Below are 14,937 nucleotides of genomic sequence, written 5' to 3'. Positions count from 1 at the left end.
ACAATTACGATATGTAATAAAAACTGAAATTATTTAGGTGCCCATGCTGGTTCACGGACTTCACCTTGCTCACTTGGAAGATTCATACGGAATTGACCATTGGTCGAAATAATCGACAGCAAACCACGATTGCCTTCATGGGTGGCGTATACCACCATTTGCCCGTTTGGTGAAAAACTTGGTGATTCATCTAGGTCAGTTGGAGTGAGTACATTGAGTACGCCAGAATTGAGATCCTGAATTGCAACTTTAAAACTGCTGCCTGTAGGTCGATGTACCATCGCCAGTTTTTGACCGTCAGCACTGAGAGTGCCGCGTGCATTAAACGTCCCTCTGAAGGAGATGCGTTTGCTTGAACCATCGGCAAATGTATAGCGATAGATCTGCGGTGAGCCGCCTCGATCAGAGGTGAAAATAAACGATTTACCATCTGGTGCATAACGCGCTTCAGTGTCAATTGCTGAATCATTGGTAATACGCTCATATTGGTGAGTCGCGAGATCCATACGGTAGATATCAGGGTTTCCATCCATCGACGATGTAAACAACATTGATTTACCATCTGGCGAGAAGCTTGGCGCACCATTGAGACCTTTAAAGTTGGTTAAAACCTGACGCTGCCCTGTTGATAAATCTTGCAAATAAATGGCGGGGCGTTTGGTTTCAAACGAGACATACGCAATTTGTTTGCCATCTGGCGTCCAAGCTGGCGAAAGAATAGGGTAGTGTGAAGACAAAACCGTAAATGGTCGTTCGCCATCTGTATCTGCAATTTGCAAAGTGTAGCGTTTGTCTGAATTACTTTGATCTCGTAAGACATAGGCAATACGTCCACTAAAATCCCCTTGAATTCCTGTGAGTGCCTGATAAATGGCATCACTCATCATATGGGCAGCTTGACGTACCCGAGAAGTGGGTGCAGTCAAGACTTCATTGAGTAAGTATTTTTGTTTATCAACATCATAAAGCTGATAATGAATTTGATAGCTGTTGGCATCAGTCGGGGTGATTTTACCAACCACCACATAAGGAATCCCTGCTGCTTTCCAATTTGCTGCGCTGACATTATCAATGCTAGCACTGGTTGGTAAGTTTTGTGATGCACTGCTAAAGCGTCCCGAACGATTAAGATCAGTCTCTACGATTGGGTAAATGCTTTGATCATTGCTAAATGGCACAATTGCAATTTTAGGCGCTTGTTCAGGTGCTTTGGCAATTTCAAGATGCAGTTGGGCTGATACTGTTGTGGAGAGGGTTAGACCCAATCCTGTAACGAAGGCTAAGGCAAGAAGATGCTGACGTTTCATTTCCATCATTGTTATGCAGATCTTAGGGTGAAAAGGTTTTACACAATCTAAACTATGCGGGTCAAATAAACTATTACTTTGCTGTAAAAGTTATATAAAAAAATTGTCGATATTGAATAGCATCTGGGAGCGGATAAGGGGCTGATTGTAAAATTGCCTGACGAATACTATCTTGCATTTCTTTTGAGTTGCTTTGGATTTCTATACTTAACACATTGCCGTCTGAATCAAGTTGGATTTTTACTTTTGCGGTTTGTCCAGCAGCATGGTTTGGAACTTCCCAAGCAGATCTAATTTTACATGCGTACAGTCGACCCAGTTGCGGCGTTGGTAATGTTTTATCTGCTTCGAAAGTATTTGTGATATTGAGTATGTGGCGACATGCCGAATCAATAGCCGCTTGTTTTTTTGCTTCTGGAGTTGCTTTTGTTTTGGCTCCAATGTTAGGTCGTTTTAGTTCATTCAGTATGGGGGCTGTTTGTTGAGCAAATACAGAATGACCTGAACTTAGAATGATAAGTGTAATTACACTGGTTGAAAGATATTGGAAAGTTGCTTTTAAATTAGACATGATTTTAAGTTTAAGTATGATCTTCTTGAGAAGATCATACTTGTTTTGAGCTTATTTCGCTGTAAATGTGGCGCTAAAGATTTGTGCTTGGTGACGCGCATCAGGGTCACTTGGCATCGGGTAAGGTGCAGCGCGGCGAACAGCAGCTTCTACACTGGCTTTTACATCTGGGTCACTTGAACTGACAAGAACTGATGCCACAGAACCCGAGGCTGTTAAGGTCACGCGTACATTTGCAGTTTTTCCTGTAGAACCTGATGGAACATCCCAAACACTTTTGATTTTGTTTTGAAAATCACGCTTTGCAGTTGAAGCAATATGCTTAGCTTCAGCCTTTTTGTTTGCAGCATCTTTAGTGGATTGAGCTTTTGCATCTGCATCTGCTTTGGCTTTAGCATCAGCCGCAGCCTGTTTTTTAGCTTCTAACGCGGCTTGGTGTTTTGCGTCAGCATCAGCTTTGCGTTTTTCATCAGCAGCTTTGGCTTTCGCATCAGCCGCTGCCTGTTTTTTAGCGTCTGCATCGGCTTTATGTTTTGCATCAGCAGCCTTGGCTTTCGCATCAGCCGCAGCCTGTTTTTTGGCTTCTAACGCAGCTTGATGTTTTGCGTCTGCATCGGCTTTATGTTTTGCATCAGCAGCCTTGGCTTTAGCATCCGCTGCCGCCTGTTTTTTGGCTTCTAACGCAGCTTGATGTTTTACGTCTGCATCGGCTTTGCGTTTTTCATCAGCAGTTTTGGCTTTTGCGTCAGCATCAGCCTGTTTTTTAGCTTGTAATGCTGCTTGGCGTTTTGCCTCTGCAGCCGCTTTAAGTCGTGCATCAGCAACGGCTTGTTTTTGTGCTTCAAGAGTGGCTTGATGTTTAGCATCCGCTGCCGCCTGTTTTTTGGCTTCGGCTGCTGCTTGTTTTTGTGCCTCGGCAGCCTGATGTTTTGCCTCAACCTCAGCCTGTTTTTTAGCTTCTAACGCCGCTTGATGTTTTGCTTCTATAGCGGCTTTTGCATCTGCTTGTTTCTGAGCATGTAATGCTGCCTGATGCTTGGCGGCTTCGGCCGCCGCCACTGTTGCAGCAAGTGCGGCAAGCTGTTTAGCATCGGCAGCGCTTGATTTGGCTTGTGGTTCAGGTGTTGGCGCTGGATTTTCAGCAGCTTTGGCTGTGGCTTGAGTTGAATCTTGTTCAGGCGCTGTGGCAGTTTCAGTATTTTCTGTTTGTGGCAAAGTACTTGGATCAACCAAATAAGTTTTTAATTTTTTTGGAGGTTCAGGTGGTTTGCTTAAGCCTAAATACAATAATCCCACAACAGCAATCACGTGTACGCCAAGGGTAAATCCGATGGCGATCGCTTTTTGCTGAAAAGGTGGTTTTTGAATCTGTTTCATAAGTTACTTCACTGGCTCAGTGAGTAAGCCAACTTGTTCTAATCCTGCTTGTTGCAAGTTTGCCATGAGTGTGACCACATCGCCATATGGGCGTGATTTGTCACCATTGACCAATACGTTTAGTTGAGTATGGTTTTGGCTGGCTTGCTGTTGGGCTTTGCTCAGAATATCTTTGAGTTGATCGAGCGAAAGAGGCTGATCATTATGATGATCCTGATAGTTTAAATAGTAATTTCCATCTTTATTTAAACTCACAATAGCAGGGGTATCTTTAGATTCAAATGGCGTGCTGCTAGCTTGGGGTAAATCTACCTTTATACTGCTGGTAATCATTGGCGCAGTCACCATGAAAATCACCAGTAAAACCAGCATGACATCAATGTAAGGCACAACATTCATGTCACTTTTTAGAGGTTTTTTAATACGCTCGAAGCGTCCTGAACGTCGGATTGCCATTATTCAGTATCCTGTGTGGTACTGAAAGATTGACGTTGCAATAAAGCAATCATTTCTTCTGAAAATAACGCTCGGTCTGAGTACACCGCTTCACTTTTTGCAGTGAAATGGTTAAATGACAGTACAGCAGGAATCGCAGCAAATAAGCCAATTGCTGTCGCAACCAAGGCTTCTGCAATACCAGGGGCAACGGTTGCCAAAGTGACTTGCTCGACAGCAGCTAAACCAATAAAAGCATTCATAATGCCCCAGACTGTGCCAAATAAACCAATATACGGTGCAACCGAACCAATACTCGCTAAGGCACTGAGTCCAGATTCCATATAGCTTTGATCGCGACTTAAGCCAACACGTAAAATACGTTCTGTGCCTTCAATCGTTTGTACCAAAGGTACATGGCGTTTTTTAAGTTTCAGAAATTCTCCAAAACCTTGATAAAAAATATCTTCTAAACCATGACGTTTTGAGTTGAGCTGTGCATTATTGTACAGCGTACTGAGTTCAGCACCTGACCAAAAAATTTTCTGAAAATGTTCATCTTGTTGCTGAGCTTTTTTAAAGCCTAAATATAATCTGGCAATCAAGTACCAGCTATACAATGACGCCAAAAACAGCAGCAGCATGACAGCTTGAACGACTGGGCTTGCTTGCAAAACTAAATCGGAAATATGCAGGGTAGCAGTTACTTGATTTGCCATAGTACAACAGGTCACTTATGCTTTTTCTTGATCCAATTGTTCTTGAATCAACTGACGGAGATAATCGGGAAGTCGACGCGGACGCATCTCTTTGCTTAAACATGCGAGTTCAACTTCACCAGAAGCCAGCAAGATTTCATCACGATAAATTTCTTGTTGCAATATAAATGATGCAGTTTTACAAGAAATAACACGCGCAGTGACGGTGATCAGGTTATCCATAAGAATAGGGCGGTGATATTTGATATCAATTCTATGGACAACAAAGTTGTAATCGGTTTGATGCCAGTAATGATCAATGCCTGAAGCACGTAACCATTCGGTACGAGTACGCTCCATATAACGAATATGGTTGGCATGATAAACAATGCCTCCTGCATCGGTATCTTCAATGTAAACACGTATTTTGAACTCAAAACGATTAGTCATAAATGTTTTCCATAATTACGTTTCAGGTGGAGTCAATCCAAATTGTAAATAAGATTGATTGGTCGCGATTCGGCCACGCGCGGTACGCATGACAAAACCTTGTTGAATCAAATAGGGTTCAATTACATCTTCAAGTGTGCCGCTATCCTCAGCCATAGCTGCGGCTAGAGCTTCAATTCCTGCTGGCCCACCATCGAAGCGTTCAAGCAACATACTTAAATAGCGGCGATCAAGGGTGTCTAAGCCTGCTTTGTCGACATTCAACATATTTAACGCGCGCTGTGCCATATCTTGAGTGACTTCACCAGTGCCTTTGACCTGTGCATAATCTCGTACACGACGTAACAAACGGTTGGCAATACGCGGTGTGCCGCGAGCACGGCGAGCGATTTCTGCTGAACCTTCAGGCGTCATTGGGACATCCATCAGCATGGCTGAGCGGCTGACAATTGAGGTAAGGTCTTCTACGGAGTAAAACTCAAGGCGTTGTACAATGCCAAAACGGTCACGTAGCGGTGAGGTTAGTAAGCCAGCGCGTGTTGTTGCAGCGACTAAAGTAAACGGCGGTAGATCGAGTTTAATCGAACGCGCAGCAGGACCCTCACCAATCATGATGTCGAGCTGATAATCTTCCATGGCAGGATAGAGAATTTCTTCAATCACAGGAGAAAGGCGATGAATTTCATCAATAAACAGCACATCACCTTCTTCGAGGTTGGTTAACAATGCTGCCAAATCACCTGCACGTTCAAGCACTGGGCCAGAGGTAGACTTTAGATTACCGCCCATTTCTCGGGCAATAATATTGGCAAGTGTGGTTTTCCCCAAACCTGGAGGACCAAAAATTAAGGTGTGATCCAGTGCTTCGCCGCGACCGCGTGCTGCACCAATGAAAATTTCCATTTGCTCACACACAACAGGTTGCCCGACATAATCGGCAAGTGTTGCTGGGCGAATGGCTCGATCCATATGATCTTCGGTTTTTTCTACACTACTAATTAATCGATCTTGCATGGTGCTTATCATTTCATCATAGATTTAAGTGCCGCACGAATCAGATCCGCGACATCGGTATATTGATCTTTGACTAAAGCAATTGCTTTTTGCGCTTCAGCAGGTTTATAGCCCAGAGACTGTAATGCTGCTTCGGCTTCTGCAACTGCAGAATTGCCAGAAAGTTGTAAAGTGCTATTTGGATGATTCTGTGTCAGATGACCAGATAACCCCTTAACTCGATCTCTTAATTCAATTAATAAACGTTCAGCAGTTTTCTTGCCCACTCCAGGTACTTTGACCAAAGTGTTTACGTCATCATGTTCAATCGTTTGAATGAGTAGTTCGACACTTAATGTGGATAAAATCCCGAGTGCCATTTTTGGACCTACACCATTAACCTTGAGTAAAGTTTTAAAAATACTTTTTTCTTGGGTATCTAAAAAACCATACAATTGCTGTGCATCTTCACGCACAACGAGGTGAGTCCATAGTGTCACTTTTTGCCCCTTTTGTAATTGGCAAAAAGTTGAAAGTGGCGTATCAATTTCATAACCGACGCCATTTACATTTAATAAAACGCTTGGTGCAGTTTCGATGGAGATAATTTCGCCAATTAAGCAGCCGATCATGTCAATATTTCCTGAAATTATATAAAAGAGGTTGGTCGACCTTGTAAAACTTGCGCGAGGTCATAGGCTTCATGGTCTGAAAACTTGCTGATAATATCGAGTACCTGCATGATGTTTTGGTAGTGATTTTCCCCAAAATTTGCGCCAGATTGCTGCAAAATTGACATCATACGCTGATCTTTAAAGCTCAGTTTCTTGTTTGGAACGGTCAGTGGAATAAAGGCATCGAGAATAGATTGTAAACTCATGTGTGCAACAATTTCTAAATCTAGTTTTTGTCTGTGCTTAAAGATTTTTTCACGTGCCAGATTTTTTGCTTGCTCAATCCCCTCTGAAATATCGGCAGAACAGTATTGCAGCAGCGTTCCTTCGAGTTGACCTGTTAAAATCTGGTATTGATGCTTGGCAAAAGCTGTCGTGACTTCATCGACAAGACGTTTCATGACGCGTCCACGTAAAGCTGCAATTTTTTGTTGCCATGTGCTCCACGGTGTTGAAAGTTCACTTGGGATGCCATAGTCAGCAATTAAGTTCAAAAAGATCGGTTCAACTTCTGGGTAACTGAGAATGTTCAGGCTAATACCATCTTCTAAATCAATCAGGGCATAACAGATGTCATCTGCAGCTTCGAGCAAGTAAGTGAGTGGATGACGGCAATAATGATATTCACCCAGTTGAATCAGTCCAAGTTGTTCGGCAATTTCTTTTAAAATTTCTTTTTCTGTCTGATAACAACCAAATTTTGCTCGGCGATGAGAAGGTTGATCGCCTTGAGATTCAATGGTTTTAGACAACCATGGATACTTTAAATATGCGCCAATGGTAGCGCAGGTTAAACGCATGCCACCGTTGTCAGGATGGTAGTCAACGCGGGTCAATAAGCGTAAACCTTGTGCATTGCCTTCAAACTGGCGTACATCAGCTTGTTCTTCTGGGCTTAGTTCGGTGAGAAAGTCAGTGTGAGCAGCATCATCAAACCATTCGCGAATCGCGTATTCGCCTGCATGTCCAAATGGTGGATTGCCAATGTCATGCGCTAAACAGGCTGCCTGAATGATTGCTCCAACATCGGCAGGGGTAATCCACATGGGCAAATCATCTTTGATTTTTTCGGCTGCCATCATGCCGAGTGAACGCCCAATACAGGAAACTTCGAGTGAATGGGTGAGACGTGTATGTACGCCATCATGTTGGGTAAGGGGATGTACTTGAGTTTTTCTATTTAATTGACGGAAACTTTGTGAAAAAATAATGCGATCATAATCTTTATGAAATGGGCTGCGTCCTAATTCGTTGCGACTTTTTTTTGTACCTAAACGGATTGCTGATAGCAATTCTAACCAACGCATTTGTCTCATGAATTCAGTTTTTATTCCTTGTAAAAAGACATCATGCCAAAAAAGCGCTATAGACTCTAGAGTATAACGTCATGACTTGTCGTAATTGCAGATGTTGCGGAGTTTATCTTGCATAAATGTCGAAGCAATGACTAATTTCTGCTATATACAAGCTAAGTACAATCATAAGATCAAGAGCAGATAATAATGACACGACATTCTTCTCATCCTGAAAAACATTATACCGAACGCTCAGGTTGGTTGCGTGCTGCTGTGCTGGGTGCAAATGATGGCATTATTTCAGTGACCAGTTTGGTGATTGGGATTGCAGCAAGTGGCGCAACAGCCCAAACGCTGTTGGTGAGTTGTATTGCAGGTTTGATTTCGGGTGCTGTATCTATGGCGGCAGGCGAATACATTTCAGTAAAGTCACAACAAGACATTGAGCAAGCTGACCTGAAAATGGAAGCGCATGAATTGCATCACAACCCCGATCAGGAACTTAAAGAGCTCACTAGAATTTATATACACCGTGGTTTAGATGCTGATTTGGCTGTTGAAGTGGCTAAACAGTTGACCGCACATGACGCTTTACAAGCCCACGCTCGTGATGAAATCGGAATTTTTGAACAAACACTGGCACAACCTTTACAAGCAGCTTTTTCTTCAGCTTTTTCTTTTTCTTTAGGTGCCGTGTGTCCATTGTTCGCCATTCTAATTTTTCCTGCGCACTGGATTCAAATCGGTGTGGGGAGTGTGGGGATCGTGTCTTTGGGAATTTTAGGTGCGCTCGCCAGTTATGTCGGAGGCAATAGCGTTTGGAAAGGTGCGTTACGGGTTGTGGTTTGGGGTATTTTGGCGATGCTGTTTAGTTTCTGGGTTGGTTCGTTATTTGATGTGGATGTTCATTAATATAGGCGTGGAGATCGTGCTTTGAATGTGTATTCGTTAACTTGCCACTGATATATTGAGATTTTTATTTCACTTTTTCTTTCAGTTATGGCTGAAGATAAAAAGAGAGCATAAACCATCGAAAGAGGGTTATTTTCTATTTCAATTTGAACATAGACCGCAGAAAAAGCCCTTTATGTTGTCTAATTGTTGTGCACTGAGTTTAATTTGAAAAAAAAATTGCATTTAAAACAAGCAATCTAAAAAAAATATTTTGTAAAAATAAAGACTTCTTTAAAAATCGTTTACAGAATCTTATTTCTTGATCTAGCTGATTTTGGCTTTTCACAGTAGAATATGCGCTCTCTCTAAGTCACATTGCGGTAACGTCATTAAAGACAAGCCCGTGGAGCTAAAATCAACATGTTTATCGTGGCCGGTGCCTCAGCGCATTCCTCTTTTAAGAAAACTCAACTATTATCACGTTTGACGTCAATTAGTTCTGTTCAGTCTTTTGATAGCCAATGGGTTTATCTGTTTGATCAAGCGCTCAACGAGCAGCAATATCAGTCAGCTTTACAACTTTTAAATGATGGTCAGTCTTTCGAGTTGCGTCAAGTTGCAGCCGATGAAGTTCAAATTTTGGTGACTCCGCGGGTTGGCACAATTTCACCGTGGTCATCTAAAGCTACCGATATTTTCAAAAACTGTAATACGCCTGTACACCGCTTAGAACGTGGTCTTTTATTTACTTTAAAAGGCGTAAGTGATGTTTCAAAAGCTGTAAAGCTGGTATTGCACGACCGCATGACCGAGACTGTGTTTGAGCAGATTGAGGATGCTCAAGCATTATTTTCAGAGACTGCACCAAAACCACTAAATGCAATTGATATTTTGGGTCAAGGTAAAGAAGCATTAGTTCAAGCCAACCAAGAATTTGGTTTTGCATTGTCAGATCAAGAAATTGATTACTTGACAGCAGCTTTCACTAAATTGGGTCGTAACCCGAACGACATCGAACTGATGATGTTTGCTCAAGCCAACTCTGAGCATTGCCGCCATAAAATCTTTGGTTCTGAATGGACAATTGATGGTGAAAAACAACCATTGTCTTTGTTCCAAATGATTAAAAATACCTATAAAGAATCACCAAATGATGTGTTGTCAGCATATAAAGACAATGCTTCGGTGATTGTTGGTTATGACACGATGCGTTTTTATCCAAAACAAGACGCAGCAACAGGTCATTACATTTATAAATACAAGAGCCAAGCTGCTCATATCCTCATGAAAGTGGAAACCCACAACCACCCGACTGCAATTTCTCCATTTGCAGGTGCGGCAACAGGTTCAGGTGGTGAAATCCGTGATGAAGGCGCGACAGGTCGTGGTGGTAAGCCAAAAGCAGGTTTAACAGGTTTTACGGTATCTAACCTGAACATTCCTGGTTTTGAACAGCCTTGGGAATACAACTACGGCAAACCTTCACGTATGGCATCGCCATTACAAATCATGATCGAAGGTCCTTTGGGTGGCGCCGCGTTTAACAACGAATTTGGTCGTCCAAACCTGAACGGTTACTTCCGTACATTTGAACAAAATGTTAATGGTGAAGTGAAAGGTTTCCATAAACCAATCATGATCGCAGGTGGTTACGGTAACATTCGTCCTGACCATGTCGAGAAAGATGCGATTCAACCAGGTGATTTACTGATTGTACTTGGTGGTCCTGCCATGTTGATCGGCCTTGGCGGTGGTGCAGCATCTTCTGTAGATAGCGGTACGATGGGTGAAAACCTTGACTTTGCTTCGGTACAACGTGAAAACCCAGAAATGGAACGCCGTTGTCAGGAAGTGATTGACACATGCTGGCGCTTAGAAGACTTTAACCCAATCGTTTCTGTTCATGACGTAGGTGCGGGTGGTTTATCCAATGCAATGCCTGAACTGGTGAATGATCATGAGTTGGGTGCAGTGTTGAACTTACGTAAGATTCCATCACTTGAGCCAGGCATGAGCCCAATGGAAATCTGGTCAAACGAAGCACAAGAACGTTATGTCTTGGCGATCCGTCCAGAGTCGTTGGCACAGTTTGAATCAATTTGTGCGCGTGAACGCTGTCCGTTTGCAGTACTGGGTGAAGCGACAGAAGCGCGTCACTTAACGGTTGAAGATCCATTGTTTGAGAACAAGGCAGTCGACATCCCAATGCAAGTGATGTTGGGTGGCACGCCACGTATGCAACGTTCTTACGAAACCATCGAACGTCAAGGTAACGAGTTTGATGCATCTAAAGTTGATTTGAAAGATGCGATTTTCCGTGTCTTGAAAAACCCGACTGTTGCATCTAAATCATTCTTGATTACCATCGGTGACCGCTCAATTACAGGTATGGTTGCACGTGACCAGATGGTTGGTCGCTGGCAGGTTCCTGTTGCTGATGCAGCAGTCACCACCACAAGCCTTGAAGGTTATACAGGCGAAGCGATGGCAATGGGCGAACGTCCACCAGTTGCATTACTTAACCCAGCGGCATCTGCACGTTTAGCAGTGGCTGAAGCAATCTCAAACATCATGTGTGCCAATATTGAACAGATCAGCGACATTAAGTTGTCTGCGAACTGGATGGCTGCGGCTGGACAAAAAGGTGAAGACCAAGCCTTGTTTGAAGGTGTTAAAGCAATCGGGATGGAAATGTGCCCTGCATTGGGTATCGCGATTCCAGTTGGTAAAGACTCACTTTCAATGCGTACCACTTGGAGAGATGAAGGCGTTGATAAAGCTGTGACTTCACCGATGACAGGTGTTATTACTGCATTTGCGCCAGTCTTGGATGTTCGTAAAACATTGACTCCTGAATTGAAAAACTTAGATGATTCAGTGCTTGTCCGTATTGATTTGTCAAAAGGTCAGTTCCGTTTAGGTGGTTCGATCCTTGCTCAAGTTTATAAAGCAATCGGTTCAGTGACACCTGACGTAGACAGTTTTGATGATTTCAAAGCATTCTTTGCATTAGTTCAAGCCTGGAACAACCGTGGTTTACTTCAGGCTTACCATGACATCGGTGATGGTGGTTTGTTGGCAACTGTAGCTGAAATGATGTTTGTTTCACGCTTGGGTGTGGCTTTGGAAAACCAAAGCACCGAAAGCCTGTTTGCTGAAGAAATTGGTGCGGTTGTACAAATCAAAGCGGCTGACTGGGCAGCGCTTGAAGCTGAAGTTACAGCATCAAGCCTGAAAGATGCAATTACTGTGGTCGGTCAAGTGAATAACAGCGACCAGTTAAGCATCAATGGCTTAAATTTAGACCGTGCAGAATTGCAACAGGCATGGGCAGAAGTTTCACATCAAATCCAGCGTTTACGTGACAACTTTGAAACTGCTGATCAAGAGTTTGCATTGATTGCAGATAAAAACCACAAAGGTTTGATTGCACAGCCAACATATGACTTAAATGAACCTGTAGAAGCGCCGTTCATTAATTTACGCCGTCCAAGCATGGTGATTTTGCGTGAACAAGGTGTCAATGGTCAAACTGAAATGGCTGCTGCATTTGATAAAGTTGGCTTTAACACAGTCGATGTTCACATGAGTGATTTGCTTGCGGGTCGAGTTGACTTAAATGACTTCGAAGGCTTAGTGGCTTGTGGTGGCTTCTCTTACGGTGACGTACTGGGTGCTGGTGGCGGCTGGGCAAAATCAGTCTTGTTCAATGCGAAATTGCGTGACCAGTTTGAGAAATTCTTCCACCGTGACGATACCTTCACTTTAGGTGTGTGTAACGGCTGTCAGATGATTTCACAACTTGCACCACTCATTCCGGGTGCGGATGCTTGGCCTCGTTTCCACCGTAACACTTCTGAAGTGTTTGAAGCACGTGCAGTCAATGTTCGTGTAGAAAAATCAGCTTCGGTATTGTTGCAAGATATGGACGGTTCGATTTTACCAATCGCAGTTGCGCATGGTGAAGGTCGTGTTGTGGCAAGTGCTGAAAACTTGGCAAGCTTGCAAGCAGGGCATCAAGTGACTTTACGTTATGTGGATAGCCTTGGTCAGCCGACTCAGCATTATCCATTGAACCCGAACGGTTCGCCAGATGCGATTACAGGCGTAACGTCTAAAGATGGTCGTGCGACAATTATGATGCCGCACCCTGAGCGTAACTTCCGTGCGATTCAGCATTCTTGGGCGCCAGAAGGCTGGACTGAGGATGGTGCATGGTTACGTATGTTCCGTAACGCACGTAAATTTATTGGTTAATCATTGATTTAATCAAGTTGAAAAAGCCACCGTAAGGTGGCTTTTTCTTTGTGGTAAAATTAGTTAATGAAAAGTTTTTTATAAAATTACAATGAAAAAATTTAAAGATATTGCGTATGTGTTAGCTGAAAAAATAATAAATCGTTATCATGATTATAATGGGTTTTGGGGGCTAGGAGTTCTATATACAGATTGCTTAATAGAAGACATGTGCGAAATTGAGCTTGATATACTCAAGCAAACATCAAATATAAAAAATCAGAGATCGAGGCAATTATTGTCGAAATTATCTGAGCTTTTAAATTTTTATCTAGATAAAAATAATCTAGATTTAGAGCAGCTACAATCAGCAAAAATTATTATTCAATATGACTTTCATCATTTAATCTCACAACGACATGCTATGTATGGAGATTATTATCGTGTCAAAGTTAAGTTGGTTGCAATTCGCGGGCGAGAATATAAGCAAGAACGCGATGGATACTGTTTCCCTCATTTAGTTTGGTGTGATGAAAAGAACAGTTTATTGAATATTACATATAATACAGATCAGTTTTTGAAAAGTTATTTCTATAACAGATAGATATTCAATATTTTAAAATGGAAACTTTATGCTCAAACTCATCTATTACGTTCCTGAAAGCCATCTTGAGTCAACCAAACAAGCCATTTTTGCTGCAGGTGCAGGTGGAATAGGCAACTATGAACAGTGTGCATGGCAGGTTAAAGGCATTGGGCAGTTTAAACCTGTAAAAGGTGCAGACCCATTTTTAGGGCAACTCGATCAGCTCGAACAACTTGAAGAATGGCGTGTAGAAACTATCGTTCCTGAAGCACAGGCCAAGCAGGTTGCTCAAGCTTTACAAGCCAGTCATCCGTATGAAGAACCTGCTTTTGAGTTTATTCAAATTTTGGATATTTGAATCACTTTTATGATCACGAATGAACTTTAGAAATGATTTTGTATTGATAAGGTTTTACTTTTCATGGGCGAAAAGTAACAAAAGCCCTCTGTTTGATTGATGGCACATCCATGTACCACAATCAAACGGCGACATCCATGTCGCCTTGCGTGTATCGAATAATTGGAAAGTCGATAGGCAAGAGCTGTATTAAACCTTCTGAACAAATAACTCGCGTTCAAAACGGTATTGTGGAAAGAACACACCATCTTCGGCACGTTGCCCAGCACCGATGACCATCACAGGATATTCTTCATCACCCAGTTGTAAAATTTTACGTACGCGAGGTTCATCAAAACCTTCCATCATACAACTGTCAAAACCATAAGCACGGAGCGCTAAAACTAAATTTTCACAGGCAAGGGCAGTGCTTTTAACAGCCCAAAGTTTACGGTCTTCAGGACTAAATGCAGTGACAGGCAGAGGGATAAATTGGCGAACAACGCTAAAAGCCAGTTTTTTGACGTTACCAATACTGTTGAACAGCCCTGTTTTGTAGTTATAGGCAATAAAGCGATAGTATTGCTGCACTGCTTTTGGCGTTTTAGGCATTGGAAACTGACTGAGATTTTTCTTTGCCATTTCATCAATACGATCTGTACGTGCCACGCATACAATTAATTCAGCCGCAGTTCGAGCAGCCAGTTGCCCCATACAGGCTTTAACCAGTTGCGTTTTTTTCTCAGCCGATTGCACCACATAAAACATCCACGGCTGTAAATTTGAAGAATTAGGTGCAAGTAATGCAAGGTCTAAACATTCATCTAAAATTTCATCAGGAATAGGCGTATCGGTAAATTTACGCACTGAACGGCGGCTTTCGATGACTTTTTTAAATTGATTGACGTCAATATCATCAAGTGCAGCCTCATGGTAACGAGCTTTGGCTGTGGTTTTCGTAGTGTCCATATTTTAAATATCACAACAAAAAATCAGAAAATATTATCTGCTATTCTACACGCAGTTGCATGTAGGATTGTGTATTGTATAAATAGGCAGCTCAGGAAAGAGCTACCTAAAGAGG

At 42.5% G+C, this 14,937-nt stretch carries 14 protein-coding genes; 4 read left to right on the top strand and 10 right to left on the bottom strand.

The genetic code is table 11. The annotated features are described in order from the left end of the window. Window positions 1–29: 29 nt before the first annotated feature. The 9 genes from tolB to E0H77_RS03855 form a co-directional block, all read right to left on the bottom strand. Entirely contained in the window at window positions 30–1,313 is a 1,284-nt protein-coding gene (gene tolB, locus E0H77_RS03895; RefSeq protein ID WP_131375183.1) for a Tol-Pal system beta propeller repeat protein TolB, read from the bottom strand. Window positions 1,314–1,380: 67 nt separating this feature from the next. After that, window positions 1,381–1,878, bottom strand: coding sequence for a TonB C-terminal domain-containing protein (locus E0H77_RS03890; protein ID WP_131375181.1), 498 nt, complete (start codon window positions 1,876–1,878; stop codon window positions 1,381–1,383). A gap of 51 nt (window positions 1,879–1,929) precedes the next feature. Continuing rightward, the gene (tolA, locus tag E0H77_RS03885; protein WP_131375179.1) at window positions 1,930–3,255 is read right to left on the bottom strand and encodes a cell envelope integrity protein TolA; all 1,326 of its coding nucleotides are present in this window, start codon (window positions 3,253–3,255) and stop codon (window positions 1,930–1,932) included. Window positions 3,256–3,258: 3 nt separating this feature from the next. Further along, entirely contained in the window at window positions 3,259–3,711 is a 453-nt protein-coding gene (tolR, locus tag E0H77_RS03880) for a protein TolR (RefSeq protein WP_131313359.1), read from the bottom strand. Further along, entirely contained in the window at window positions 3,711–4,409 is a 699-nt protein-coding gene (tolQ, locus tag E0H77_RS03875; RefSeq protein ID WP_131375177.1) for a protein TolQ, read from the bottom strand. The genes tolR and tolQ overlap by 1 nt, the downstream gene beginning before the upstream one ends. Before the next feature lie 15 nt (window positions 4,410–4,424). Beyond that, window positions 4,425–4,838, bottom strand: coding sequence for a tol-pal system-associated acyl-CoA thioesterase (gene ybgC, locus E0H77_RS03870; protein ID WP_131375175.1), 414 nt, complete (start codon window positions 4,836–4,838; stop codon window positions 4,425–4,427). 15 nt (window positions 4,839–4,853) lie between these two features. After that, the gene (ruvB, locus tag E0H77_RS03865) at window positions 4,854–5,852 is read right to left on the bottom strand and encodes a Holliday junction branch migration DNA helicase RuvB (protein ID WP_034425812.1); all 999 of its coding nucleotides are present in this window, start codon (window positions 5,850–5,852) and stop codon (window positions 4,854–4,856) included. An 8-nt stretch (window positions 5,853–5,860) separates the two neighbouring features. Continuing rightward, window positions 5,861–6,463: a Holliday junction branch migration protein RuvA gene (gene ruvA, locus E0H77_RS03860; protein WP_131375173.1), complete on the bottom strand. Its 603-nt coding sequence runs from the start codon at window positions 6,461–6,463 to the stop codon at window positions 5,861–5,863. 17 nt (window positions 6,464–6,480) lie between these two features. Continuing rightward, window positions 6,481–7,821, bottom strand: coding sequence for a deoxyguanosinetriphosphate triphosphohydrolase (locus tag E0H77_RS03855; protein ID WP_131375171.1), 1,341 nt, complete (start codon window positions 7,819–7,821; stop codon window positions 6,481–6,483). Between the two features lie 186 nt (window positions 7,822–8,007). On the opposite strand from E0H77_RS03855, the gene E0H77_RS03850 reads away from it, so the two are divergent. The 4 genes from E0H77_RS03850 to E0H77_RS03835 all read left to right on the top strand — a co-directional run bounded on the left by E0H77_RS03850 (window position 8,008) and on the right by E0H77_RS03835 (window position 13,874). Then, entirely contained in the window at window positions 8,008–8,712 is a 705-nt protein-coding gene (locus E0H77_RS03850) for a VIT1/CCC1 transporter family protein (protein ID WP_131375169.1), read from the top strand. A gap of 402 nt (window positions 8,713–9,114) precedes the next feature. Beyond that, window positions 9,115–12,951, top strand: a complete 3,837-nt coding sequence (gene purL / locus E0H77_RS03845; protein ID WP_131375167.1) for a phosphoribosylformylglycinamidine synthase — start codon at window positions 9,115–9,117, stop codon at window positions 12,949–12,951. 91 nt (window positions 12,952–13,042) lie between these two features. Then, a complete protein-coding gene (locus E0H77_RS03840; protein WP_131375165.1) occupies window positions 13,043–13,534 on the top strand; it encodes a hypothetical protein in 492 nt (163 codons plus the stop codon). Window positions 13,535–13,562: 28 nt separating this feature from the next. Next, a complete protein-coding gene (locus tag E0H77_RS03835) occupies window positions 13,563–13,874 on the top strand; it encodes a YqfO family protein (protein WP_131375163.1) in 312 nt (103 codons plus the stop codon). 189 nt (window positions 13,875–14,063) lie between these two features. On the opposite strand, the gene E0H77_RS03830 is transcribed toward E0H77_RS03835, so the two are convergent. After that, complete coding sequence (locus tag E0H77_RS03830) at window positions 14,064–14,822, bottom strand: nitroreductase family protein (protein ID WP_131375161.1); 759 nt, start codon at window positions 14,820–14,822, stop codon at window positions 14,064–14,066. Window positions 14,823–14,937 lie beyond the last annotated feature (115 nt).

The organism is Acinetobacter brisouioides, assembly GCF_004331075.1.
Taxonomy (GTDB): domain Bacteria; phylum Pseudomonadota; class Gammaproteobacteria; order Pseudomonadales; family Moraxellaceae; genus Acinetobacter.
This window is presented reverse-complemented; position numbering and strand designations above follow the sequence as displayed.